Origin of the sequence: Ensifer canadensis, from assembly GCF_017488845.2 — a bacterium.
Lineage (GTDB): Bacteria > Pseudomonadota > Alphaproteobacteria > Rhizobiales > Rhizobiaceae > Ensifer > Ensifer canadensis.
Window position 1 is genome coordinate 1,161,186 of sequence record NZ_CP083371.1, and the last position, 24,462, is coordinate 1,185,647.

25 protein-coding genes are annotated in these 24,462 nt (G+C 62.4%); 14 read left to right on the forward strand and 11 right to left on the reverse strand.

The annotated features are described in order from the left end of the window. The first annotated feature begins 52 nt into the window (after positions 1-52). Genes J3R84_RS25150 through J3R84_RS25175 form a run of 6 tightly spaced genes read left to right on the forward strand, consistent with a single transcriptional unit; the run spans position 53 to position 3,454 of the window. On the forward strand, positions 53-634 hold the full coding sequence (locus J3R84_RS25150; protein WP_225906587.1) for a MarR family winged helix-turn-helix transcriptional regulator: 582 nt from the start codon (positions 53-55) through the stop codon (positions 632-634). A 15-nt stretch (positions 635-649) separates the two neighbouring features. Further along, positions 650-886 carry a hypothetical protein gene (locus tag J3R84_RS25155; protein WP_203530106.1) on the forward strand — a complete coding sequence of 79 codons (237 nt, stop codon included), beginning with the start codon at positions 650-652 and terminating at the stop codon, positions 884-886. Next, positions 873-1,421: a carboxymuconolactone decarboxylase family protein gene (locus J3R84_RS25160; protein ID WP_025428728.1), complete on the forward strand. Its 549-nt coding sequence runs from the start codon at positions 873-875 to the stop codon at positions 1,419-1,421. Before J3R84_RS25155 ends, J3R84_RS25160 begins: the two co-directional genes overlap by 14 nt. Before the next feature lie 53 nt (positions 1,422-1,474). Continuing rightward, positions 1,475-2,050: a redoxin domain-containing protein gene (locus J3R84_RS25165; protein ID WP_203530105.1), complete on the forward strand. Its 576-nt coding sequence runs from the start codon at positions 1,475-1,477 to the stop codon at positions 2,048-2,050. Positions 2,051-2,052: 2 nt separating this feature from the next. Further along, complete coding sequence (locus J3R84_RS25170; RefSeq protein ID WP_057208098.1) at positions 2,053-2,754, forward strand: glutamine amidotransferase; 702 nt, start codon at positions 2,053-2,055, stop codon at positions 2,752-2,754. Beyond that, entirely contained in the window at positions 2,744-3,454 is a 711-nt protein-coding gene (locus J3R84_RS25175; protein ID WP_203530104.1) for an MOSC domain-containing protein, read from the forward strand. Before J3R84_RS25170 ends, J3R84_RS25175 begins: the two co-directional genes overlap by 11 nt. A gap of 49 nt (positions 3,455-3,503) precedes the next feature. Here J3R84_RS25175 and J3R84_RS25180 read toward each other — a convergent pair whose 3' ends face one another. Both J3R84_RS25180 and ssuD read right to left on the reverse strand, forming a co-directional pair. Then, positions 3,504-4,937 (reverse strand): FAD/NAD(P)-binding protein, encoded by a 1,434-nt coding sequence (locus tag J3R84_RS25180; protein ID WP_225968513.1) that lies wholly within the window; start codon positions 4,935-4,937, stop codon positions 3,504-3,506. Then, positions 4,934-6,103: an FMNH2-dependent alkanesulfonate monooxygenase gene (gene ssuD, locus J3R84_RS25185; protein WP_057208056.1), complete on the reverse strand. Its 1,170-nt coding sequence runs from the start codon at positions 6,101-6,103 to the stop codon at positions 4,934-4,936. Before ssuD ends, J3R84_RS25180 begins: the two co-directional genes overlap by 4 nt. A gap of 185 nt (positions 6,104-6,288) precedes the next feature. Here ssuD and J3R84_RS25190 point away from each other — a divergent pair, with 185 nt between their 5' ends. The 4 genes from J3R84_RS25190 to J3R84_RS25205 all read left to right on the forward strand — a co-directional run bounded on the left by J3R84_RS25190 (position 6,289) and on the right by J3R84_RS25205 (position 9,775). Continuing rightward, entirely contained in the window at positions 6,289-6,837 is a 549-nt protein-coding gene (locus tag J3R84_RS25190) for a flavin reductase family protein (RefSeq protein ID WP_057208060.1), read from the forward strand. Positions 6,838-7,014: 177 nt separating this feature from the next. Next, complete coding sequence (tauA, locus tag J3R84_RS25195) at positions 7,015-8,022, forward strand: taurine ABC transporter substrate-binding protein (protein ID WP_203530103.1); 1,008 nt, start codon at positions 7,015-7,017, stop codon at positions 8,020-8,022. 101 nt (positions 8,023-8,123) lie between these two features. Beyond that, the gene (locus J3R84_RS25200; protein ID WP_203530102.1) at positions 8,124-8,942 is read left to right on the forward strand and encodes a taurine ABC transporter ATP-binding protein; all 819 of its coding nucleotides are present in this window, start codon (positions 8,124-8,126) and stop codon (positions 8,940-8,942) included. After that, on the forward strand, positions 8,939-9,775 hold the full coding sequence (locus tag J3R84_RS25205; RefSeq protein ID WP_057214696.1) for an ABC transporter permease subunit: 837 nt from the start codon (positions 8,939-8,941) through the stop codon (positions 9,773-9,775). The genes J3R84_RS25200 and J3R84_RS25205 overlap by 4 nt, the downstream gene beginning before the upstream one ends. A 19-nt stretch (positions 9,776-9,794) precedes the next feature. Here the strand turns inward: J3R84_RS25205 and J3R84_RS25210 are convergent, their stop codons facing one another. The 3 genes from J3R84_RS25210 to J3R84_RS25220 all read right to left on the reverse strand — a co-directional run bounded on the left by J3R84_RS25210 (position 9,795) and on the right by J3R84_RS25220 (position 12,660). Further along, positions 9,795-11,201, reverse strand: a complete 1,407-nt coding sequence (locus tag J3R84_RS25210; protein ID WP_057225221.1) for an FAD/NAD(P)-binding protein — start codon at positions 11,199-11,201, stop codon at positions 9,795-9,797. Positions 11,202-11,544: 343 nt separating this feature from the next. Further along, positions 11,545-12,153: an RBBP9/YdeN family alpha/beta hydrolase gene (locus J3R84_RS25215; RefSeq protein WP_057208068.1), complete on the reverse strand. Its 609-nt coding sequence runs from the start codon at positions 12,151-12,153 to the stop codon at positions 11,545-11,547. A gap of 264 nt (positions 12,154-12,417) precedes the next feature. Further along, complete coding sequence (locus J3R84_RS25220) at positions 12,418-12,660, reverse strand: hypothetical protein (protein WP_207932859.1); 243 nt, start codon at positions 12,658-12,660, stop codon at positions 12,418-12,420. A gap of 42 nt (positions 12,661-12,702) precedes the next feature. Between J3R84_RS25220 and cysT the strand changes: the two genes are divergently transcribed. The 3 genes from cysT to J3R84_RS25235 are packed head-to-tail and all read left to right on the forward strand — an operon-like array spanning position 12,703 to position 15,556. After that, positions 12,703-13,569, forward strand: a complete 867-nt coding sequence (gene cysT / locus J3R84_RS25225; protein ID WP_025428468.1) for a sulfate ABC transporter permease subunit CysT — start codon at positions 12,703-12,705, stop codon at positions 13,567-13,569. Further along, on the forward strand, positions 13,559-14,431 hold the full coding sequence (gene cysW, locus J3R84_RS25230; protein ID WP_207932860.1) for a sulfate ABC transporter permease subunit CysW: 873 nt from the start codon (positions 13,559-13,561) through the stop codon (positions 14,429-14,431). The genes cysT and cysW overlap by 11 nt, the downstream gene beginning before the upstream one ends. Positions 14,432-14,446: 15 nt before the next feature. Further along, the gene (locus tag J3R84_RS25235; protein WP_207932861.1) at positions 14,447-15,556 is read left to right on the forward strand and encodes a sulfate/molybdate ABC transporter ATP-binding protein; all 1,110 of its coding nucleotides are present in this window, start codon (positions 14,447-14,449) and stop codon (positions 15,554-15,556) included. A gap of 64 nt (positions 15,557-15,620) precedes the next feature. Here the strand turns inward: J3R84_RS25235 and J3R84_RS25240 are convergent, their stop codons facing one another. The 4 genes from J3R84_RS25240 to J3R84_RS25255 all read right to left on the reverse strand — a co-directional run bounded on the left by J3R84_RS25240 (position 15,621) and on the right by J3R84_RS25255 (position 20,416). Beyond that, the gene (locus J3R84_RS25240; RefSeq protein ID WP_203528069.1) at positions 15,621-17,063 is read right to left on the reverse strand and encodes an amidohydrolase family protein; all 1,443 of its coding nucleotides are present in this window, start codon (positions 17,061-17,063) and stop codon (positions 15,621-15,623) included. Beyond that, positions 17,056-18,162 carry an amino acid ABC transporter permease gene (locus J3R84_RS25245; RefSeq protein ID WP_225906291.1) on the reverse strand — a complete coding sequence of 369 codons (1,107 nt, stop codon included), beginning with the start codon at positions 18,160-18,162 and terminating at the stop codon, positions 17,056-17,058. Before J3R84_RS25245 ends, J3R84_RS25240 begins: the two co-directional genes overlap by 8 nt. A gap of 3 nt (positions 18,163-18,165) precedes the next feature. Continuing rightward, positions 18,166-19,314, reverse strand: coding sequence for an amino acid ABC transporter permease (locus J3R84_RS25250; protein ID WP_057211210.1), 1,149 nt, complete (start codon positions 19,312-19,314; stop codon positions 18,166-18,168). 73 nt (positions 19,315-19,387) lie between these two features. Then, complete coding sequence (locus J3R84_RS25255; protein ID WP_057211213.1) at positions 19,388-20,416, reverse strand: amino acid ABC transporter substrate-binding protein; 1,029 nt, start codon at positions 20,414-20,416, stop codon at positions 19,388-19,390. A gap of 748 nt (positions 20,417-21,164) precedes the next feature. Here J3R84_RS25255 and J3R84_RS25265 point away from each other — a divergent pair. Further along, positions 21,165-22,754, forward strand: coding sequence for an ABC transporter substrate-binding protein (locus J3R84_RS25265; RefSeq protein ID WP_057211215.1), 1,590 nt, complete (start codon positions 21,165-21,167; stop codon positions 22,752-22,754). Between the two features lie 205 nt (positions 22,755-22,959). On the opposite strand, the gene J3R84_RS25270 is transcribed toward J3R84_RS25265, so the two are convergent. Continuing rightward, entirely contained in the window at positions 22,960-23,634 is a 675-nt protein-coding gene (locus tag J3R84_RS25270) for an HAD family hydrolase (RefSeq protein WP_057211217.1), read from the reverse strand. Between the two features lie 124 nt (positions 23,635-23,758). Next, on the reverse strand, positions 23,759-24,427 hold the full coding sequence (locus J3R84_RS25275) for a metallophosphoesterase family protein (RefSeq protein WP_057226603.1): 669 nt from the start codon (positions 24,425-24,427) through the stop codon (positions 23,759-23,761). Positions 24,428-24,462 lie beyond the last annotated feature (35 nt).

Below are 24,462 nucleotides of genomic sequence, written 5' to 3' on the forward strand. Positions count from 1 at the left end.
GCCTGCAATCATCGACCGCATAGGCGATGGGTTCGCACGGATAGCGACGGCGATGCGGACCGAAGCATGGACGGCGGCCGACGTGATCGGATTGAACCCGACACAACTGCAGATCCTGATCTTTCTGGTGGGCCGTGGCAAAGCTGGCATGCGCGTCAAACAGATCGCAGCCCATCTCGGCGTCAGCCAGCCGACGGCGACCGATTCGATCAATGCACTGACGCGCAAGGGTTTTGTCGAGAAGCTGGCGGACCCTTCGGATGCGCGGGCCGTAGCGGTGGCCGCGACGGCCGAAGGCGAGGCCGCCGTGCGCCGCGCCGGCATGATTGCCTCGGCGACAGACGCTGCCTTTGCGTCGCTATCGACGCTCGAACAGGAAGATCTGCTGCTTCATCTGGTCAAGATCATCCGCACGCTGCAGGCGTCCGGCGCCATCCCGGAACAACGCATGTGTGTGAACTGCCGATACTTCCAGCCCAATGCCTATCCGGGTTCGAAAGAGCCGCACCATTGCGCCTTCGTCAACGCACCGTTTGGCCAAGCGGATTTGCGCATCGATTGCGGCGAATACGAAACGGCAGACGCCTCAAGCCAGGCCGCCGCCTGGAAGATATTCAACCGTGGCACGGCCTGAGGTGGGGCAGATGCAATGAAGGACACCACCGACCCATCATTTGTTTCGACCAATGCACCGGCGCTGCCACGCCCCAGCGTGCTGACGTCGGCACCAGGACGAACCGCTTCACCCTCGGGACCAAAGGATTTCACCGCATTCAAGCGCGCTTTCGGCCCCGATGATGTCGGCGCCGGCCCGTCGACTGCCATCGGCGGACCGGCATTTTCTCCCTCCACGCAAATAGAAAGAGAAAACCATGAGCAGAATTAATCTAGTTGACCCCAAGACGGCAACCGGTGCCAGTGCAGAACTGCTGGGCAGCATCCACGCGGCCTTCGGCGCGACACCGAACATGTTTAAGGCGGTGGCCAATTCCCCGGCGGCACTTGCCAGCATGTGGGGTTCGTTCGGCGCGCTTGGCAATGGCCGGCTCGGCGCCAAACTCGGAGAGCAGATTGCCGTCGCCGTCGCTGACCGCAATGATTGCCACTATTGCCTGGCGGCGCATACGGCTCTCGGCCGCAAGGCCGGCGCGACAGCGCAGGAAATGGCTGACGCCCAACGCGGCGACTCCGCTGATCCGAAGACCGCGGCGGTGCTTTCATTCGTCCGCATCCTGGTCGACGAGCGCGGTCAGGTCTCGGATGCTGACGTCAAGGCGTTGCGCAATGCCGGCTTCGACGATCAGGACATTGTCGAGATCATCGCGCACGTGGCGCTCAATCTCTTCACCAACTACATCAACGTGGCCCTCGCCGTGCCGGTCGATTTCCCCGGCGTCAAGCTCGTGCGCGAAGCGGCCTGACATCCCGCCGGGCAGGACCTGCCTGCCCGGCCCCTCCCAAAAGGAATGGCCTCATGATCGCTGATCTCTCAAATCAGGCGCCGGAACTGGACGTGAGCAGTTGGTTCAACACCGCAACGCCGCTGAGCCTCGGCATGCTGCGCGGGCGCGTCGTCTTCATCCACGCCTTTCAGATGCTTTGCCCCGCCTGCGTATCGCACGGATTGCCGCAGACCCAGCGCGTGCAGCGGCTGTTTCGCGACACCGATCTCCAAGTGATCGGCCTGCACACGGTTTTCGAACATCATACGGCGATGGGTCCGGAGGCCCTCAAGGCGTTCATCCACGAATACCGTCTAAGCTTTCCGATCGGCGTCGACGCGGCATCACCCGATACGCCGATACCGCGCACGATGCAGGGCTACGGCATGCGTGGCACGCCCACGACCATCATCATTGGCCGCGACGGCAAGGTCCGCCACCATCGATTCGGGATCGAGGACGATCTGCTCGTCGGAGCTTGGCTGGCGACAGCACTTGCAGAACCGCTGCCGGCAACGACTGTGCCGGTGGACATCGCCGGCTGCACGACTGACGGCTGCGCAATTCCCGATGAGATTTCACGTCGAATAGAGACAGGAAAGCGATGACACTGAAATCGGCCCTGGTGATCAGGCATGTTCATTTCGAGGATCTCGGCACCTTTGCCGCTCCCCTTCGCGCTGACTACGGGATAGAATACCGCGATGTCGGAACCGCCGATTTTCTGGATTTCGCGCCGGACGCCCCCGACCTTGTCGTTGTACTCGGCGGACCGATCGGCGCCTACGAGGACCGGACCTACCCGTTTCTGCAGCGGGAGGTCGAGGTGCTGGCAGCACGACTGAAGACCGGTCGGCCGACCCTCGGCATCTGCCTTGGCGCGCAACTGATTGCGCGCGCAAGCGGCGCGCGGGTCTTTCCATTGGGGATCAAGGAGATCGGTTTCGACCCGATCAGCCTTAGCGAGGCCGGCCGTGCTTCTCCGCTTCGTCATCTGGATGGCGTGCCGATGCTGCATTGGCACGGCGATACCTACGATCTTCCCGCCGGCGCCACTTTGCTGGCGTCGACCCCAAAGACCGTGCAGCAGGCGTTTTCCATCGGCAACAATATTCTCGGGCTTCAGTTTCACCCCGAGGCGGATGCGGGAGTGGCGTTTGAGCGGTGGCTGGTCGGTCACGCCTGCGAGCTGGTGGCGGCAAAGATCGACATCGGAAAACTTCGCGACGATGCGACGCAATACGGGGCCACACTAGCGACGGCCGCCGACTCGATGATGACGGCATGGTTGGAGCAGTTGCATGCGGCCTGAGCAAATAGAGCCGATTGCCCTCAATGCATTGCTGGTGGGTTCACTGACCGCCATCGATGAACGCGGGACGCAAAGCGGTATCGACAAGAAGCCGGTCGCCGGGGCGTTGCACCTGTCGCCGACCGGCTTCGTTGGCGATCACCAGGGCGACCTTAAACGACACGGCGGCATCGAGAAGGCTGTGCACCACTACCCCGGCGATCATTACCGGCTCTGGCGGTCGGAGATCGGCCCGGCAGCGGTTCTCGATCACCCTGGAGCGTTCGGCGAAAACCTGTCGACATCCGGACTGACGGAAGATGATGTGGCCGTCGGAGATCGGTTTCGCCTGGGCCGTGCCCTGCTCGAAGTCAGCCAGGGCCGGCAGCCGTGCTGGAAACTGAACAAGCGCTTCGGTCAAAGCGACATGGCCCGGCGTGTCCAGCAATCCGGTCGCACCGGATGGTACTACCGCGTGATCGAGGAAGGGCGCGTTTGCGCGGAAGACGCCCTCGCTCTGGTCGAGCGCCGATACCCGACTTGGACCATCAGGCGACTCTGGCATTACCTCTACGTCGACACGATGAACCGGGACGCCCTTCAGGAGATTGCCAACCTCGATATCTTGCCGACGAACTGGCGCGACTACGCGATCAAGCGGCTGGCGACCCGCAAGGTCGAGGACTGGTCGCGGCGTCTTGAGGGCCAGCACGAAGGGTAGATGTGGCCCCGGCTTGCTTGCCCGGCAAACGTAGAAAGCCTGCTCTGTGTCAGGCGATTTGCACCGCAGGCCTCGACCGGGACTGGCTTGCGAGACGCTGCGTGACCTGATGAGCGACGAAGATCGCATGATCATTCACCTGCGGCAGCCCCATCAACTCGCCGAATGTGCCGCGGGCAAGCGGGCCGGCGATGAAAAGCGCGTCGTCGCTTTTTCCGTCGCGGTCGGCTGCGCGGCTTTGTTCATCGCAGGCAAGGCCGAGGCCCACCCCATCCAGTTGCAAATGGCCAGCATCGGCCATATCGGCCAGCCAACCCTGGCTCCTGAGGATAGCCGTGTGCGCCGGGCCGGTGGTCACGACGCAGGCGTCAAATGTCATCTGCTCGCACTTGCCGGTATGACGGTGTCTAACCTCGGCGGTGATGGTCTCGCCGGCCCGGGCTATCTCTTTCACCGATCCGCCAAGAACCCTGACGTCGCCGTGGTCAAGCCCTTGGCCGATGACCGCATCTATCTGTGGTGCGACCCGGAAGCGATGCACATCCCAATAGGGCCTCAGGTGGCGAACAAGTCGTTTTCGCTCCGGGATAGGTAGGGCTCCCCAGATTTCGCCGCCCTGGGCGCGCAACGCGTCGAAAACCGCGTGCCAGCTATGACCCGCCGTCGGCGCCTCCTGAACTGCCTGGCGTATCCTACGCAACAGCGAACGAGCGGTTCGCGAAGGATCGGTGACGAAATCGCCAAATGGCTCCTGCGCCGTTGTCGCGTGTCCCCTCGACCGAAGCCCCCGGCGGGAAAGGGCGGTGATCGGCCCTCGGTGGCCGTTTCGTCTGAGCGAGGCGATGACATCGGCCGAAGTCAGTCCGTTGCCGATCAGGAGGACGCGATCCTCCCCGCGGATTACGGATAGGGCGCCTGACAATGTCGAGTCGGCGACGAAACGTGGATGGCTGGCGAGCGCCTTGGCAATGTGCCGGGGTGCACACGGTGCCGGGTGGGTCGTGGCAACGATGGCGATGTCGGCCAGGATATCAGTTCCTCCATCGGCCGCGATCCGCCATTGCTCGCCCGTCCTGACGATCTGGGCCACCCGTTCGTGACAGTGCTGGACCTGACCGCTCCGAAGAAAAGGTGCGATGAAGTCGCCGACATAGCGGCCGAAGACCGCTCGCCGAGGGTAGAGATTCCCGTCTTCGGTCAGCGCATCCTGGTCGTCGCGCGGCTCACCTTCAGCGGCCAGCCAGTGCAGAAAATCGTCCGGCTCATCCGGTATCAGGCTCATGCGCGCCGCCGGTACGTTGATGCGATGCGCCGGATCGGAGGTGTCGTAGGCAAGACCGGCACCCAGGCGCCCCCGAGGCTCGAAGACGATGATATCGACCGCCTGACCGGTCGTGTTCTTGGCTAGGTTGGCGGCAACCGCCGCCCCGGTGAAGCCACCGCCGATGATTGCGACAACCGGTCGGCGGGGTCGACGCTTCACGATTGCGACACCTTGAGCTTGGGCCTGTGGTCGCCGGCAATGGTCTCGCCGAACGGACCGGTATTGATCGATGTTTCGCGCGCGGGAACCGCGTGACCCAGCGGCAGGTTTGGCAGCACGAGCTCGCCGAAGCGATAGGCCTCCTCCAGGTGCGGGTAGCCAGACATGATGAACGTATCGATGCCGATCTCGCGGTACTCTTCCATCCGCGCCTTGACCTGATCCGGATCACCGACAAGGGCGGTGCCCGCACCGCCGCGCACAAGCCCGACGCCGGCCCAGAGGTTGGGCGCCACCTCGAGCTTGTCGCGCCGGCCGCCATGCAACCGGCTCATACGACTTTGACCTACCGAATCCATACGCTCGAACACCTTTTGTGCCGCGGCGATCGTCTCGTCATCGACATATTGTATCAGGTCGTCGGCCGCCCGCCATGCTTCCTTTGCGGTCTCGCGCACGATCACATGCAGCCGGATGCCAAATGTAACTTCCCGGCCCTCGGCCTCAGCCAGTGCGCGCACTTCGGCAATCTTTCTGGCGACATCTTCCGGTGGCTCACCCCAGGTCAGATATTTGTCGATCGTTCTGGCCGCCACCTCCTGGCCCTTGCCCGAGGAACCGCCGAAATAGAGCGGCGGATGCGGCGTCTGCACCGACTGGAACAGCAGCTTGCCGCCTTCGATATCGAAATGTTTTCCCTTGAAAGTAACGTCTTCGCCGCGAAGGACTGATTTGTAGACGTTGAGAAACTCCTCGGTGACTTCGTAGCGCTCGCCATGCGACAGGTGGATGCCATCGCCCTTGTTTTCCGTCGGGTCGCCGCCCGTCACCACGTTGATCAGCAGCCGTCCCTCGGAAAGCCGGTCGAGCGTTGCCGTCATCCGGGCTGCCAGCATCGGTGAAAGCAGTCCAGGCCGCACCGCAATCAGGAAGCGCAGCTTCTCGGTCAAGGGTGCCAGGGCTGACGCCACCACCCAGCTGTCCTCGCAACTGCGGCCAGTGGGGATCAACACACCGTAGTAGCCCAGCGCATCGGCAGCCTGGGCGACCTGTTTCAGATAGTTGAGGTCGACATTGCGCCCTCCCCGTGATGTGCCGAGATAGCGGCTGTCGCCGTGAGTGGGCAGGAACCAGAGAACGTTGACTTTGTCAGGCGTGTTGCTCATGCGAATTCTCCTCGGACACGATCGACGGCAGGCGCCAGACAGGGCCGGCAGTCCAAAAAAGATAAACTCTATAAAATTTATTGACAATGAAAAATCCGGCGATCATTTTTGAGTAGAGGAAAAATTTTTTCCCGGATCGCGGCTTCACGACCGGGAAGCAGGTCAAATTTTTCGAGGATTTTGCCATGAACATCGCTCTCGCCGCTTCCAGTGCATTCACGACATCAAGTCATGCGATCGATCGCCCTAACCCCATCACGCCATCGGAACTGAAATCCGCCATGCGCAACCTGTCGGGCGGCGTCTCGGTCATCACCGCCGGTATCGGCGACGATCGCACAGGCGCGACGGTAACGTCGGCAACGGCGCTTTCGGTCGATCCACCGACGATGATCGTCAACATCAACCGGACGTCATCCACCTGGCCGGTGATCGAGCGTTACCAGCATTTCTGCGTCAACATTCTCGCAAGCCAGCAGCAGCACGTGGCCGAGCGCTTCGCGGGCTTTGGTGGTCTCAAAGGCGCGGCACGCTACGGCGGCGCAGACTGGCGGACCCTCGTCAGCGGCGCTTCCGCCCTGAATGGGGCACTTGCCGCGATCGATTGCGAAGTCGAGGAGATCATCGAGCGTCATAGCCACGCCATCATCCTGGGACGGGTCCTGGCGATTGCGGCAGGCTCAGGCGAACCCGTCCTCTACCACAGCGGCCGTTACGGCAGTTTCCTGCCGTAACTGGAGGGGACCACGTTCGAGCGGGCAAAGATGATGCCCAATCGACCGAAGTTTGGAATGGCTTCATACCCCGTCGCACAAACGGGGTATTTTTTATCTCTATAAAATCCATGGGTTTTGAGATTATCAATACAGGCTCCACGACGGGGCCATCGGCAAACCGTTGAGGAGCAGGCAATGACAATAGCAAGACGTACCCTTCTGGTATCAACCGCAGCGCTGGTGTTGGCGACGCAGGGACTGCTTGCGGCTCAGGCCGCGGACACCACACTGACCATCGGTTATCAGCCGATCGTCGAGCCGTCGCGCGTGCCGCAGGCCGATGGCACCTATGAGAAGGTGACCGGCGCGAAAATCAACTGGCAGAAGTTCGACGGCGGCGCCGATGTCATCGCGGCGCTTGCATCCGGCTCGATCGATATCGGCTATGTCGGCTCGTCGCCGCTGGCGGCTGCGGCAAGCCGGGAACTGCCGTTCGAAACCATCTTCGTCGTCGGCCTGATCAGCGACGCGGAAGCCCTGGCCGTCAAGGGCGTAAGCAAGCCCGAAGAACTCGCCGGCAAGAAGATCGCAACACCCTTCGTGTCGACGGCTCACTACAGCCTGCTGACGGCGCTGAAGCACTGGAACATCGATCCTAAATCGGTGGAGATCCTCAACCTGCGCCCGCCGGAAATTGCGGCGGCCTGGCAGCGTGGCGACATCGACGGCGCCTATGTCTGGGATCCGGTGCTGTCCGAGATCAAGAAGACATCGACCGTCTTGGCCACCTCTGCCGACGTTGCCCAGTGGGGTGGCCCGACCTTCGATGCCTGGATCGTCAGCAAGAAATTCGCCGAAGAACATCCGGATATCGTCACCGGGTTCGTCAAGGTGACCGGTGACGCCTATGCCGACTACCGGGCCAAGCCGGAGACATGGAATGCCACATCGGAGCAGGCCGAAAAGATCGCCCGCCTGACCGGCGCCAAGCCGGAGGACGTGCCCGCCCTGCTCAAGGGATATTACTTCCCATCATTGGAGGAGCAGGCAACATCCGATCTTCTCGGCGGCGCAACGGCCAAGGCCATTGCAGAAACGTCGGCCTTCCTGCTCGAGCAGGGAAAGATCCCGGCGGTTCTGACCGATTACGGCCCTTACGTCTCGGCGCGCTGGGCGCAGGAAGCCGCCAAGCTCTCGTTCTGAGCAGGGCGGGATTGCCTTGGGAGCGGTTGGCGGCACGACTGTGGGCGTGAACCCCGCCAACCCATCCTTCGAACCATGTTGTAGATTATGGGAACTGCACAATGTCCGTGCTTGCGCTTGAGAATGTCTCGTTGCGATACGCCCCTGGCGAAGGGGGGGCGCAAGCACCGCTGGTTCTCGACCGGATCAGTCTGGAGATTGCCGGCGACGATTTCGTCGTGGTCATCGGCAGATCCGGTTCGGGCAAGACGAGCCTGCTCAATCTGGCGGCCGGCTTTTTGACGCCAAGCAGCGGCCGGATCTCGCTTGATGGCCGGTCGTTGTCGGGCCCCGGTTCCGATCGTGCCGTCGTTTTTCAGGATGACGCGCTTTACCCATGGCTGAGCGCGATCGAAAACGTTGCATTCCCTTTGCGCCTGCGGGGTGTCGGCAAGGACCAACGATTGAAGGAAGCACAGTCTCTGCTGGAGCGCGTCGGTTTGCCGGATGCGGCAGAGCGCAAGGTGTGGGAGCTTTCCGGCGGCATGCGCCAGCGTGTCGGTATCGCAAGAGCCCTGGCTTCGCAGCCGCGGTTCCTGCTGATGGACGAGCCGCTCGGCGCATTGGATGCGCTGACGCGTGTGCGCATGCAAGGCTTTCTCCTGGACATGTGGCGGGCCAGCCGGGCCGGTGCACTGCTCATCACACACAGCATCGATGAAGCCTTGATGCTGGCGACGCGTATCGTCGTCTTGACCGCGAACCCGGGTCGGATCGCCAAGATCATTCCGGTCAATTTCGGCCGGGGCTATCTCTCCGGAATACCTCAATCCGACCTGCGCGCCTCTGCCGAATTCAAGCAGTTGCACGATGACTTGACCGGTCTCATTCATTCCGAAACCGGTCTCATTCATTCCGAAGACGAAGGTGTGGCAGCATGACCCTTTCCCTGGAAGCGACGTCCACCCGCCCCGATCCAAGCGGCGAAATCGAGGTCAAGCCGCCACGCACGCTGCCCGTTCTTTGGATTTCAGCGGCAACGGTCGCCGCGCTGGTCGGCCTTTGGAGCCTCGTCTCAGCCTATGGCCTGGTGCCGCCGCTGTTCCTGCCATCGCCGCTCGCCGTCCTTCGGGCGCTGAGCGGCCTGACGCTTACGGGCTTTGTCGACGCGACGCTCGTCCAGCATATCGCCGCCAGCCTTTCGCGCATCTTCGGTGCGCTCGGCGTGGCACTCATCCTCGGCGTGCCTGCGGGCCTTGCGATCGGCACCAGCCGCTGGGGCAAGGGCATCCTCGATCCGATCGTCGAGTTTCTGCGTCCGCTGCCGCCGCTCGCCTATCTGCCCCTCGTCATCATCTGGCTTGGTATCGGCGAGGCATCGAAGATTGCCGTGATTGCGCTCGCAATGCTGCCGCCGATCATTCTCTCGACGGCTGCGGGCGTGAAATCCGCGTCGCCCGACCACATCAATGCCGCGCGCGCCTTCGGCGCATCGCGACGGCAATTGCTGCTGCATGTGATCCTGCCGGGCGCGCTGCCATCCATTCTCACCGGCACACGCATTGCGCTCGGCGCCGGTTGGTCGACCCTAGTTGCCGCCGAGCTCGTGGCGGCGACACGCGGCCTCGGTTTCATGATCCAATCGGCGGCCCAGTTCCTGGTCACCGACATCGTCATAGCCGGCATCGTGGTGATCGCTGCCGTCGCCTTCCTGTTTGAAGTCGTTGCACGACGGATCGAGCGGCGGCTGGTGCCGTGGTCGCACCACCGCTGACGGGCAACCACGGCTCTTCCTATGCAGACTTCTGCGTCACCCGGCGGCGCGTGGCGATCAATCGGGCGGCAGCATAGGTTTGCGTGACGATCTCGGGCACCAGATCGATATCGGGCAGGCTGCCGAGACCCAGGGGGCCGATCGCGTAGAGGTTGGCCGTTGGATGGCTGTCCGAAAGCACCTCGCCGGCCGGGCTGACGGCGAGGCCGAGCCCGAGCTCGTCCGGCTGCGCCAGACCGCCGGCAAAGAGGTTCTGAATGACCGGGGCCTTGAGGTCAGGCGCAGAGCAGCGACAGTCGATGACCTGATCTGCCACCAGCAGATCTTCCTGCGGCGCTCCTGCCCAGCGGACCATGAGCCCGTCCGGCCGCCGCCGCCCGGCCCAGCCCTTGCGCACGACGGTGCGGCCGTCGGCCAGTTCCTGCTGCAGTCGCAGGTGCATTGGCGCCGGCAGGCGGTTGCGATGGCTGTCGTAGATCGAGCGCAGATGACGGTTGAACTGACGCTTCTCCTGTTCTGGCAGAGCTTGCCACAGAGAACGCGCGCGGCGCCGGAGCCCGTTCATGGCGGCCTGCCAGCTCAGACCGTTGGCCTCCGCCTCGGCGCAGGCTTGCCTGACGAAGCGGACGATGTCGCGTAGCCTCGTCGGCATCGGATCCACCGGGAAAGTCGGCGCTGCTGAAAGCCGCGTGTGCGATTGCGGCAGGAACCCATGCCGCGAAATGATGGTGATCTCGCCGGCATAGCCGTTGTCGCGCATTTGCAGCAGGCGATCGACGACACGCACCCCGCTGCCGAGCAGCACCGCATGGCGCGGCACCACCAGACGCCGCGCTCTCACCAGGGGACGCTCATCGTCCGCAACCTCCATTTCAAGCGCGCGGATACCGAATCCGGTGGCGAGTACCGCAACGTCGCATTCGATCGAGCCTTCTTCCTGCAGGACCAGGAAGCGCCCGGATGGCAGCTTTCGCAGGCCCAGCACCGCCTGGCAGGAGAGCTGCATGGAGATATCCGGCCGCCGCGTCAACGCTTCGGAAAAGCGCTGGTAGACGTAGTCGCTGAAGATGCTCTTCGGTACGAAGATCTGCTGGAAGCCTGGAATGGCGGCTGAGACGGCGGAGCGAAAATCCTGGTTGGCACAGAGCCAATCGTTGAAATCCTCCGGCTGTCCGGCGGCCACCGACAGATCGCGCACGCGGCTATTGAGGATTTCGCCGCTCTGGGCGGCGGCCATGACCTGCCCGCCACTGATGGTCGGTTGCGGGTCAAAGAGATGAACATGAAATGCTGTTCGCACCGACTTCATCAGCGCGATCGCCATCATGATCCCCGAGAAGCCGCGGCCAATGATGGCAATGCGCGGCTTTTCCCGAGGGCTGTCACTGTCGGGCGAAATCTTGGCAAACAATCCGTGGACAGTCATGTGAGCTCCCTTGTGGCCCGACTGCGGTCAGTCGGCAAAGTTTGAAACGCATGGCTGTTCCGATCCCGAACACGGATCGGACCTTGGGGTATCGCCCAGCACCGAGATCGGCCGCTGACGGGGCTCAAATCTGCAGTGTCGGGGATGGTGCCGCCAGCCGCATGGGCCGGCGAGGAGGTATCCGTTGTTCTGGCTGGCCTGGCACCTCGGCACATGGTCATCCCTATACGGCATACTCTATAAAGTTTATGCGCTATTAAAACGCGATTTCCAGCGGACATCAAGCCCTTTGTGTCGCCCCTGCGTTTCGAGCCGCACGTAGAAGGTGAAACCGCGCCGGTATCTATCGGCCAGCGACGACGCGACCCTCCCGGTTTTCAGCGATTTGTGCAGCGCTCGCCGGGGGCTGTTCGCGCCGTGCGATGCCATTCAGGACTGTCAGCAGGTCGTAGCCGCGCGACCACCGGCCAAAACCGCTCGCGACATTGATGTGCCCGGCATGACCGAGATCGACGAGCCGGCTGCCCCAGCGGGTCGAGATATGCCGCAATCGGTCGAACGACATATAGGGGTCGTTGAGGCTGCCGACGATCAGGCTCGGAAACGGCAACGGATGCTCGGGCATGGCGCCGAACGCGATCGAGCCGGGATGCAGCCGCCCCGTCACGTCTAGATCGCAGGGCGCCACCAGAAGCGCGCTTCTGATCTGCCGTGCCAGCGGTCGACGCGCCAGACTGGCAACGAGGATGCAGCCCAGGCTGTGGGCAACAACGTCCACGACACCGTGACGGAGAATAGTGCGCTCCAGCGCGTCACGCCACCGCTCGAGCACCGGATGGTCCCAGTCATCTTGCTCGACGAGCGTCGCTCGCGGCTGGTCGTCCAGCCAGTGACGCTGCCAGTGCCCCGCGCCCGAGCCGAAAAGACCGGGGATGATCAAGGTTTTTGCCATGGTATCAGCCTCTTGCGACACGGGCCAAGTGGCGGTGCGCCGATCGTCTTCCTATCAAACAATTCATGGGGCGATTATGCGAAGGCAACTGGCATGAGGTAAGCAAGGAATACCCAATATCCATAAAATCTATAGCATAACTTTCTGCGGCTTTGAATCAGTGCACTGAAATTGCCGTATCGGCTGTGGAACAATGCTTGAGGCAGAGTGTTTCCTTTGACGCGTTTCTCAGCGAAATCAGTTTCGTTTTGAGGCCCCCGGCAGTCAAAAATTGCGTTGTTGGTGCCTGCGAAATTGATAGTTTGACGCGAGGACTTCGGCGGCAAGCGCAATCGAAGTTTTGAGGAGTGGTGCTGTGTTCGGCCAACTCGACAAGCCGGACGAAAGAACAGCAAGGTTGGCGGCGGACCAGATAGGTTTTGCCCGACCGGCGGTGCTAAGGCGTCGGGTTTGTTTGAGCTTGATCGGAATGGCGATCGCCTGGTTGGAAACGGCCGGGTCGATCATTGAGGACCGCTTGGGTTTTTTGCCTTGGGCATGAGAGGTGAGTTGGATTTGAGAGAGCATGGCCACAACAGGCGCTGGCGGTTTCGTCAGCCGAGCGTGCTTCCGGGGTTCGGTCTGGCGCTCGGCGTCACGCTATTCTGGCTGGTTTTGATCATCCTCATTCCGCTGTCGGGCCTGATCTGGCGCTCGAGCGGCCTTGGCTGGTCGCAGTTCATGACGCTGGCGCTCGACACCCGCACCCTCAATGCACTCAGGATCAGTTTCGGCACGGCCTTTGTCGCCGCCATCGTCAATCTGATCTTCGGCGTCATCCTCGCCTGGGTGCTGGTGCGCTATCGTTTCCCCGGCAAGCGGGTGATCGACGCCATGGTCGACCTGCCGTTCGCGCTGCCGACGGCGGTCGCCGGCATTGCGCTGGCGACACTGTATGCCCCGAACGGCTGGATCGGCGCGCTGCTGGCGCCGCTTGGCATCAAGATCGCCTTTACCCCCATCGGCATCGTCATCGCGCTGATCTTCGTCGGCCTGCCCTTCGTCGTCCGGACCGTGCAGCCGATCATGGAGGAGATCGACAAGGAAGTGGAGGAGGCCGCCGCCACGCTCGGCGCCAGCCGCTTCCAGACGATCCGCCGGGTGCTGTTGCCGGGACTGCTGCCGGCTGGGCTGACCGGCTTTGCCCTCGCCTTTGCCCGCGGCGTCGGCGAATACGGTTCGGTGATCTTCATCGCCGGCAACCTGCCCTACGTCTCCGAGATCGCCCCGCTCTTGATCGTCATCCGGCTGGAAGAGTTTAATTATCCCGCCGCCACCGCCATTGCCGCGGTGATGCTGGTGATCTCCTTTGCCATGCTGCTCGTCATCAACTCGATCCAGGCCTGGAGCCGGCGGAGATATGTCTATGTCGCCTGATCTGACTACAGCCGCCCATCACGTGCGCGCCGCCACCTCGGAAAGCCGCTTTGCCCGGCTAAGTCTGATCGCTGCAGCGCTCGCCTTCGTCGGCCTGTTCCTGCTGCTGCCGCTGGCCGCCGTCTTTACCGAGGCGCTGCGCAAGGGACCGGCCGAGTTCCTGTCGGCGCTTGGCGATGCCGAGACCTTTTCCGCCATCCGCCTGACGCTGATCGTCGCGGCCATCGCCGTGCCGCTCAACCTCGTCTTCGGCGTCGCCGCCGCCTGGGCGATCGCCAAGTTCGAGTTCATCGGCAAGGCCTTCCTGACGACGTTGATCGACCTGCCGTTCTCGGTCTCGCCGGTGATCTCCGGTCTGGTCTTCGTGCTTCTGTTCGGCTCGCACAGCCTCATCGGCCCGTGGCTGCAGAGCCATGGCATCCAGATCCTGTTTGCCGTGCCGGGGCTGGTGCTGGCCACCGTCTTCGTCACCTTCCCCTTCGTTGCCCGCGAGCTGATCCCGCTGATGCAGGAACAGGGCACCAGCGACGAGGAGGCGGCGCTGTCCTTGGGCGCATCCGGCTGGCAGACCTTCTGGCATGTGACGCTGCCCAACATCAAATGGGGGCTGCTTTACGGCGTGCTCCTGTGCAACGCCCGCGCCATGGGCGAGTTCGGCGCGGTGTCGGTGGTCTCGGGCCATATTCGTGGCCAGACCAACACCATGCCGTTGCAGGTGGAAATCCTCTATAATGAATATAACTTCGTCGCCGCCTTTGCGGTTGCGACGTTGCTGGCGCTGCTGGCGCTGGTCACCCTCGTCTTGAAAACGGCGCTCGAGCTTCGCTACAGCGCCGAGATCGCCGCCAGCCGCAGGCATTGAAAGGTCCGGATCGTCATGGAAGTCCGCGTTCAGAACATACGCAAGGAATTCGGCCGCTTTCCGGCGCTCGACGATGTCTCGCTCAACATCCGCTCGGGCGAGCTGATCGCGCTCTTGGGCCCCTCCGGCTCGGGCAAGACGACGCTGTTGCGGCTGGTCGCCGGTCTTGAAAGCCCGACCGACGGCACGATCTTCTTCGGCGACGAGGATGCCTCGCAAAAGACCGTGCAGGAGCGCAACATCGGCTTCGTGTTCCAGCACTATGCCCTGTTCCGTCACATGACGGTACTCGACAATGTCGCCTTCGGCCTCAAGGTGCGTCCGGCCAACCGCCGGCCACCGGCGGCCGACATCCGCAAGCGCGCGCTTGATCTCATCGATCTCGTCCAGCTCTCCGGGCTTGAGAAGCGTTATCCGGCGCAGCTGTCGGGCGGCCAGCGCCAGCGCGTGGCGCTCGCCCGCGCCATGGCGGTCGAGCCGAACGTGCTTCTGCTCGATGAGCCCTTCGGCGCACTCGATGCCCAGGTCAGGAAGGAACTCAGGCGCTGGCTGCGCGAGATCCACGACCGCACCGGCCACACCACCATCTTCGTCACCCATGACCAGGAAGAGGCGCTGGAGCTTGCCGACCGGGTGGTGGTGATGAGCAAGGGCACGATCGAACAGGTCGGCACCCCCGACGAGATCTACGACCATCCGGTGTCGCCGTTCGTCTACGGCTTCATCGGCCAGTCGAACGCGCTGGCCGTCACCTTGCAAAACGGCGAGATCTGGTTTGAGGACCGGCCGATCGGCCTCAGAGCCCCGACCGAGCCCGACGGCCCGGCCACCCTCTACTTCCGCCCGCACGACATCGAGCTGATCGATGGCTGCGGCGGCTGTCTCGCCGGCCTGGTCACCGCCAGCCGCCGCGTCGCCGGTACCCGCCATCTCGAACTCGACCTCGGCCGCAACCACCCGCATGCCGAAATCGAACTGCCACCCGAACGCACCACAACACAGGACCGCGCAAGGGTCGCATTCCGGCCGACAAAGTGGAAGTTGTTCAGGGAGGGGCAGCCCGTCGCGAAGTCGAAACGGGACGAAGCCGCCACCGAAAAACCGCGACTGGTCGCGCAAGCCTGACCTTGCAAGAGCGCCAGCCCTAGCCGGCGCTCTTTGGATCAATGATTACCGCCCGCGTCGTGTTCTAGGAAGGGACGGGCAGCGACAACGGCGCCAAGTCGCGCATTGGCCGCTTCTTGGGATCATTCTCAGGCGCCTTGCGGCACGCGTAATTCTGCGCGTCCTGTAGCAGCGCCACGGCTCCGTCGTAGTCGATTTTGGTCGCGCGCCCATGGCGCACGACGCATTGTCCATCGACATAGACTTCCTCGATAGCGCGCTCTGCCGCGCAATGCAGCAGATTGCGCAAGGGGTCGTAAACCGGCTGCATCGCGTGGTGTTTCAGGTCAACGATGAGAAAGTCGGCTTTTGCGCCGACGGCAATCCGGCCGATATCGTCACGGCCAAGCGCGCGGGCGCCCGCAAGCGTTGCCGTATCGAGAATATCCGCGGTCGATACGTCGAACACGGATTTGCCCGAAAGCCTCGCACAGATCATCGCCTGGCGCATTTCTTCAAGCATGTTGAAGGGATAGCTGTCAGTCCCGAGGGCGACGTTGACGCCGGCGCGGCGATAGCGCCCGACCGATTCCAGCGCCATGCCGCTGCGCGAGAACGTCACCGGGCAATGGGCGACCGTCGTGCGCCGCTCTGCCAGCAGGCCGAGATCGATATCGGTGCGCTGGCGCGTCCAGGAATGGCTGTCGACGAAGATGCAATGGCCAAGGATCAGGTTGTCGCCGAGGATCCCCAGGCTTTCCAGATACTGCACCGCGGTCAGGCCAGTCCGGCGCAGCATTTCCTCATGTTCCGCCATGGTCTGGGCGGAGTGGATGGTGATCGGCATGCCGCGCTTGCGCGCCTCTGCGGCCGCGTCCTGCAGCAATTCGGCCGAGCAGGTCTCGATCTGCGATGGCGCCACCACCCCGCCAAGGCGTCCGGAGGGATGGGCTGCGGCAGTGTCGACCACATCAAGCGCCCGGGCGAAAGCCTCGCGGCCTCGAGCCTTGTCCCAGATGAAATCAAGGCGATGGCTGTCTTCGACATGCCATTGCGCTTCGCGGAAGCCTGGAGCGACGAAGGCGCGAGCACCGCTTCGCGCCAAGGTCGGCAGCCAGCTTTCATGCGGCCCGGCAATGTCCAGCAGCGTGGTGACGCCGCTACGCATGAGGTCGCCGAGCATCACGGTCAACGACGCCTCGATCGCGCCATCGTCGATTTCCAGCAGGTTGGAATACTCGTAGAGGGCGTTGCCCCAAAGTGCTGCCGTACCCGCGTCTTCGAAGATGCCCTTGGAGATCGGTTCCTCGCCGGAGTGGCAATGCACATTGACGAAACCCGGCATCACCATCCGGTCGGCACCGGAGGTTTCGCTGGCAAAGGCGCCGTCATAATGTCCGCCGACATGGACGAAACCGGTATCGTCATAGGCGACGTCGACGTCGTTGAGATAGACATGGCTTTTCGTCTCGGTGTCGAAGCCGACAACCGTATGCGCCCTGCGGATGAGGTGAATATTGCTAGTCATGCGTGGTCCTGAAATATTGCTCGAGGAAACGGCTATAAGCGCCCATTAATGCGCTGAAAAAGAAGTAAACGACCGCCGCAAAAACGTAGCCTTCGAGCACGGCGATGCCCTGCCATTGCGGATCGCGCATGGCGGTGCGCACGGTATCGAGAAAATCGAGCAGGCCGACAATCGTCACCAGGGTCGTATCCTGGAAAAAGCCGATGAACAGCCCGACGAGCGGCGGGATAACCTTCTTCAGGGCTTGCGGCAGCACGATCTTTCGCATGATCTGCCAATAGTGCAGCCCGAGCGAATGGCCCGCCTCGATCTGCCCCTTGGGAACGGCCTGCAATCCGCCGCGGACGATTTCGGCGATGTAGGCGGCGGCGAAGAGAATGATCGCCACCTGGGCCCGCAGCAGTTTGTCGATGGTAATACCATCAGGCATGAACAGTGGCAGCATGACGGTCGCCATGAACAGGATGCTGATCAGCGGCACGCCGCGAACGATTTCGATGAAGCCGACGCCGAGAATGCGGATCGCCGGCAGGCTCGAAGCACGCGCAAGCGCAAGTGCAATGCCGAGCGGCAAGGCGCAGGCGAGCCCGACGAAGGAAAGCATGAACGACAGCGGCAGGCCGCCCCACTGGGTGGTCGGCACGACGGTCAACCCGAACAGGCCACCGGCCATCAGCGCGTAAAGCGTCGGCAGGATCACCACGATCCATGTGACCGCAAGCGCCCGGCCCCAAGTGCGCGGCACCATCGACACGCCGCAAGCGCCGAGAAACAGCAGCATCGCCGTGAGCGGTCGCCACTGCTCGTCGAAGGGATAGAAGCCGAAGAAGATATAGCGCAGCTTGGTCGACAGGAACGGCCAGCAGGCGCCGCTTGAAACCTTGCACTCCGCCGGCGTGCCGGAAAAGATCGCGTCGAGGAACAGCCAGCCGATCGCGAGCTTGGCAAGGCCGAAGATCGTGCCGAGGCAAAGTATGGTGATCAGTGCGTTGCCCGGCGTTCCGAAATAGGCGGAAAGCCAGGTACGGTTGCTCACCCTCGGGCGGGCGGCGGGCGCCATCAGGATAGGGTCGGCAAGGAAGCCTTCGAACTGGGCCATGGCTCAGCGCTCCCTCAGCGCAACGCGCGCGTTGTACCAGTTCATCACCAGCGAGATCAGGATGGACAGGCCGAGATAGACGGCCATGAAGATGGCAATGGCTTCGATGGCCTGGCCGGTCTGGTTCATGATGGTGTTGGAAACCATCACCAGATCCGGATAGCCGATGGCAATCGCGAGCGAGCTGTTCTTGAAGACCGTGAGATAGGTGTTGGTCAACGGCGGCACGATAATACGCAGCGCCTGCGGCAGGATGACGAGTTTCAGCGTGCGCGAGCGCGGCAGGCCGAGGGCCGTCGCGGCCTCCCATTGTCCCTTGCTGACGGCTTGAATGCCGGCGCGCACGATCTCGGCGACATTTGCCGAAGCGCTCAACGTCAGGCCGATCAGCAGTGCCACGAATTCCGGGCGCACGTGATAGCCGCCGGTCAGGCGGAACCGGCCGAGTTCGGGGACATCCATCGAGACCGAGATGTCGGCGAACAGCAGTGTTGCCGCCAGCGGCAGCAGGAAGGCAAGCGCCGCTATGGTGGCAACGGGCATCTCCTTGCCCGTGGCAATCCGACGACGCGCAAGGACGCGCTCGATCGCAACAGCGGCAGCGGCGCCGACGAACAGGGCGATGAGGAGCGATTCAAAGCCGCTCGCCCATCGCATGGCCGGCATGACCAGACCGCTATTTGACAGGAACACGCCCGGCAGCATCTCGATCGCCTGCTTTACCGGCGGGAAAACGGAGATGATCAGCGAATACCAGAGCAGCAGATAGAGGAGCAGCGGCACATTGCGCAGCGCTTCGACATAGGCAAGCATCAGGCGCGACAGGACCGGATTGTGCGACAGCCTGCCGATGCCGACGAGCACACCGAGGATCGTACCGAAGAAGACGGCGAGTGCCGAAACCTTCACGGTATTGGCGATGCCGACAAGGATGGCACGGCCGAATGTGTCGGTCGGCTCGTAGGCGATCGCAGTCTCGGTGATGACGAAACCTGCCTGACGCGCCAGGAAGCCGAAGCCGGTGGCAATATCCTGCTTGGCAAGGTTGGCGCTCGCGGTGCTGAACATCGCCCAGGCGACGAAGACAACAGCGCCGATCGCGATCGTTTGATAGAGGAAGGCGCGGATGCGCGCGTCATAAAACAGGGACATGGCGACACGTCTGCCGGGCAAAGGGAACGTCCAAGACGAAAAAGGCCCGCGCCAGGGCGCGGGCCGACGAATATCAACGGAACGGCGGTGCGTAGAGCAGACCGCCCTCGCTCCAACGGGTGTTCGGCCCACGGGTCAGGCCAAGCGCGGTCTTGGTGCCGAGGTTGCGCTCGAACACTTCGCCGTAATTGCCGACGCCCTTGACGATGTTGTAGCCCCACTTGTTGTCGAGGTTGAGCATCTTGCCGAGCTCTTCGTTGACACCGAGCATGCGCTGGATTTCCGGATCCTCGCTCTTCGTCATTTCGTCGACATTGGCCTGGGTGATGCCGCGCTCTTCGGCCGCCATCAGCATCCAGACGGACCAGGAAACGATATCGCGCCAGTTGGAATCGTTCTGCCGGACCGACGGAGCGAGCGGCTCCTTGGAGATGGTCTCGGGAAGGACGACATAGTCGTCCGGATTGTTGGCAACCGCACGGATCGACGCCAGGTCAGACCGGTCGGACGAGATCGCCTCGCAACGGCCCGAGAAGAAGGCGTTGCGGTTTTCATCCGGGCTTTCAAAAACAACCAGTTCGAACTTGCCGCCGATCGTGCGGAAGAAATCGCTGAGGTTCTGGGCCGTCGTCGTGCCGGGCAGTGTGCAGATCGCTGCGTCCGTCAGCTCCTTGGCGCTGTTGACACCGAGCGACTTCGGCACCATCAACCCCTGGCCGTCATAGAATACCGTCGGGCCGAAATCGAGACCGAGCGAGACTTCGCGCGAGAAGGTATGGGTGGTCTGGCGCGACAGCATGTCGATTTCGCCTGACTGCAGAGCCTGGAACCGGGTGTTGATGTTCGTCAGAACGAAATCGACTTTTTCCGGGTCGCCGAAAACAGCCGACGCAACGGCACGGCACACGTCCACATCGAAACCCTGCATGTGGCCCTTGGCGTCAGCCGTCGCAAACCCGGGCGTGCTCATCGAGACACCGCAGATCAGCTTGCCGCGCGCCTTGACTGTCTCAAGCGTGGTGGCGGCGCTGGCGGTGAACGCCGTGAGGCCGACCACGATGCCTGCTGCGGTGGCGCAAAGTTGCAGAATTCTTTTCTTCATTTTCCCCTCCCGTTGACTTCGACAATCTCCGCCTCTGCGGGTCATGCGATCCACGTCGCATGCCTCCTCCCGCCTAGGCACACAGCGGATCAACCCGCCGTGTCACCAATTGCATACGATAGCCGGATACGAATGGCAACATTATTGTATACAATATTGACGCGTATAGTTTGGAGACACTATCGAGGTTATGGGGCATGTATTGCAGACCCGCCCGGCTTGCTTGGGGGGACAGCGTTGTCTGAGAGATCAAGTCGCAGCGAGTCCGTCTATCGGTTGTTGCGCAGGCCGTCCTGGAGCACGCGCTGAAGCCCTGCACCAAGCAATCCGAAGACACGATCGCCGATCATTTCAAGGTCAGTCGCACCAGCGTTCGCGGTGCGTTCGTGCGCCTGAATGCCGAAGGTTTCGTCGATCTCAGTGCCGACAGGAGTGCGTGTGTCTCCGACCGCGGCCGCTCTCCATCCGCCTTTCCGGCGAATATCACATCCTGCTTGCCGAACTGACGGGACCCCGGCGCAGACACGGTTCGTGCGTGAGGTGGTCTCACGCTGCTTGTTGATCTTAGCCCGCTTCGCGCGTCTGCGACGGATGGACTGAAGGATTAAGGCAGAGCCGAATACGACGTTGTGTTCATCATCTGCGGCATGAACTGTCGTCGGGTGAGAATCTCAGACGTCTCTTCTCCCACACTATCCTGCAACGTTGCCGGTATGCCGGGCGCGTCTTGCGAGGGAGGGAGTAAGCGATGCCAACAGAACTGGAATACATGAGCCGACAGGTTGCAGCGGGCCGCCTGTCACGACGGGAATTTTTGGGGAGGGCAGCGGCGCTCGGGGTGACGATCGCGTCTGCGCAGACATTGCTTGGCAGTGCCGCCCGTGCGGCGGGGCCAGTCAAGGGCGGGACGCTGCGGGCGGGCCTAGTCGGCGGCGAATCGACCAACAGCCTCGACCCTGCGACATGGGCGAGCCAGGTGCCATACACGCTCGGTCGCTGCTGGGGCGAGCAACTGCTGGAAGTCGCACCGACCGGCGAGATCGAGTACCGCCTGGCCGAGTCCTACGAGGCCTCCAGCGACGCAAAAACCTGGAGCTTCAAGATCCGCAAGGACGTCACCTTCCACAATGGCAAGCCTTTGACGCCGGCTGACGTGGTGGCAACGCTCGAGCGCCACGGCGATGCAGACTCGAAATCGGCGGCCCTGCCTTTTGTGCAGGAGTTCGAGACGATCAAGGCTGACGGCGACAATGTCGTGATCACCTTGCGGCAGCCCAATGCGGACATGCCCTATATCGTCAGCGACTACCACCTGATGATCCAGCCGAACGGCGGCAAGGACGATCCGACCGCCGGCATTGGCACCGGTCCTTACAAGGTTGTCGTGAACGAGGCGGGCGTAAAACACGTCGCTGAGCGCCACGAAGGCTATTGGGGATCGGCCGAACGCGGTCATGCCGACCAGATCGAAATCGTCGTCATCAACGATTCGACCGCGCGCACCGCGGCGCTGCAAAGCGGCCAGATGCATATGATCAACCGCATCGAGCCGAAGCTTGTCGAACTGATCAAGCGCCTTCCCGGCGTGGTCATCCGAAATGTGCCGGGCAAGGGGCATTACGTGTTCATTGCCCATTGCAACACCGCGCCGTTCGACAACAACGACCTGCGGCTGGCGTTGAAATATGCCGTCGACCGCGAGGAGATGGTGGCAAAGGTTCTCGGCGGTTATGGCACCGTCGGCAACGATACGCCGATGATCAATGGCTATCCGCTCTTCGACAACGACATCGAGCAGCGTGTCTTCGACCCTGACAAGGCGAAGTTCCACTACAAGAAATCCGGCCACGACGGCTCCGTGCTGCTGCGCACGTCCGACGTCGCCTTCCCCGGCGCCGTCGATGCCGCCCAGCTTTTCCAGATGAGCGCTGCCAAATGCGGCATCACCATCGACCTGAAGCGCGAACCGGGCGACGGCTACTGGTCGGATGTCTGGAACAAGCAGCCTTTCAGCATGTCCTATTGGACCGGCCGACCGACGCAGGATCAGGTCTATTCGATTGCCTATCTGTCGAAGGCCGAATGGAACGACACGCGTTTCCAGCGCGATGACTTCGACAAGTTGATCTTCGCCGCCCGCGGCGAACTCGACGAGGCCAAGCGCAAGGCGATCTATCGCCAGGCCGCAATGATGCTGCGCGACGAAGGCGGCGTCATCGTGCCGATGTTCAACAACTATATCGACGCCACCAACGACAAGGTCGGCGGGTGGGTCGACGATCCGAACGGCGAACTGATGGGCGGCCATGCCTTGACGAAGTGCTGGGTCACGGCCTGAACCAAGAGACGGAAAGGCCGGAGGCCCTGATCAGGCTCTCCGGCTTTCATCAACGTCGCGAGCCGGCACCGCCATGGCGGCCCGCGTCTTTCAAGGGCAGCGCTTAGCGCATTTCCAGGAAAAGTGCGATGCCGCTTTCCGTCAGGAAATGCGTAAAAACAAACAGATAGAGCGTTTGTCCGGTTTCGTCTAAATCGGAAACGCTCTAGCGACGGTGGCGCAGCGACAGCAGGCCGTCATCGGCAATGCCTGCCTCGATATCATTGTAGCGGGCGAGCGTCAGGTGCGGCGTGTCTGCCGCGGCAGAGTGCGCGCCGGTGATCACGATGACTTCGGCGCCGGCGGCCTTGCCGGCGAGAATTCCGGCCGGAGCATCTTCGAAAACGATGCAGTCTTCCGGCCGCACGCCAAGTTTTTCGGCGGCCAAAAGATAGCCCTCGGGATGGGGCTTGCCGACCGACACGTCTTCGCCGGTGATCATCAGCTTCGGCGTGGGAATACCTGCGGCCGCGAGGCGACGAACGGCAAGGTCGAGCGGCGCCGATGTGACGATCGCCCACTTCTCCGGCGGCAGTGAATTGAGGAAGGCGACAGCGCCCTCGATCTCGATGATGCCTTCGACGTCGGCGATTTCGGCGAGCGCGAGTTCGTGCGCCTCATGCTCCGGATCAACGCCCGGCAGTTCGAGCGTGCGGATCGTATCCACGGCGCGAACGCCATGTACCGTTTTCATCATTTCGACGGGGTCGAGCCCGTTGCGGACAGCCCAGGCGCCCCAGACGCGTTCGACAACGGCCATGGAGTTGAGCAGCGTGCCATCCATATCGAACAGGAGAGCGGCGAAGTTCTTGGCAAAGAGAGATGAAGGCGCGGTATCCAACGGTGATCCCCTGAAGCTGCGATGATGGGCGAGAAAGCCCGCCCAGTCCCGGCACACGTACAGCCTGGAGATCAGGGGCACAACGCAATTCGGTGTCCCCGTGATCATCTTCGGCAACGGCAAGTTACGAATGGTCAGCGCCACGCCCGGTGCTCAGAAAACCGATCGGGCCACCCGGAACGTCATCGTCAAAAATCGCGCAGGACAGACTGCCGCCAAACACGGCAGCCGAATCCACATTGGTCCGGTTGCCGACGGTGCGTGGATTGGAGCGGCTCGGCGTGTGGCCATGGCAAAGGTGTTTGCCCCAATAATCGCCGGAGTGATTGTCGGGCCGCCTGATCCACAGGAAGATTTCCTCGCCCTGGCGCTCCAGCGGCATGGTTTCATCGACGCCCGCATGGACGAAGATGCGAAACGGTTCGACGATAATGGAGGGAAGCTGCATCAGCCACTTCAAATGCGCTGCGGGAATAGTGTGATGGTAGGATGCCAGTGTCTCTTTGCCGCCGTTAAGCAGCCACCAGTCGACATCGCTCTCGCCGCTGCGGGCGCCGAGCAGCATTTCCTCGTGATTGCCCTTGAGCGTCAGCCAGGACCAGCCCTGCTTCTGCGGCCCTGCCATGATCAATTCAATCACGCCTCGGCTATCCGGGCCGCGGTCGATCAGGTCACCAAGAAAGATCACCCTGCCCTCGGGCGCATAGGTTTCGATCTGCCTCAGGAGCGCTTGAAGCTCGGTCAGACAGCCGTGGATATCGCCGACGGCAAAGGTCAGATGCTGCGCGCTCATGCGCCAGTCCTCCGGTACTCGACGAAAGGGTTGAC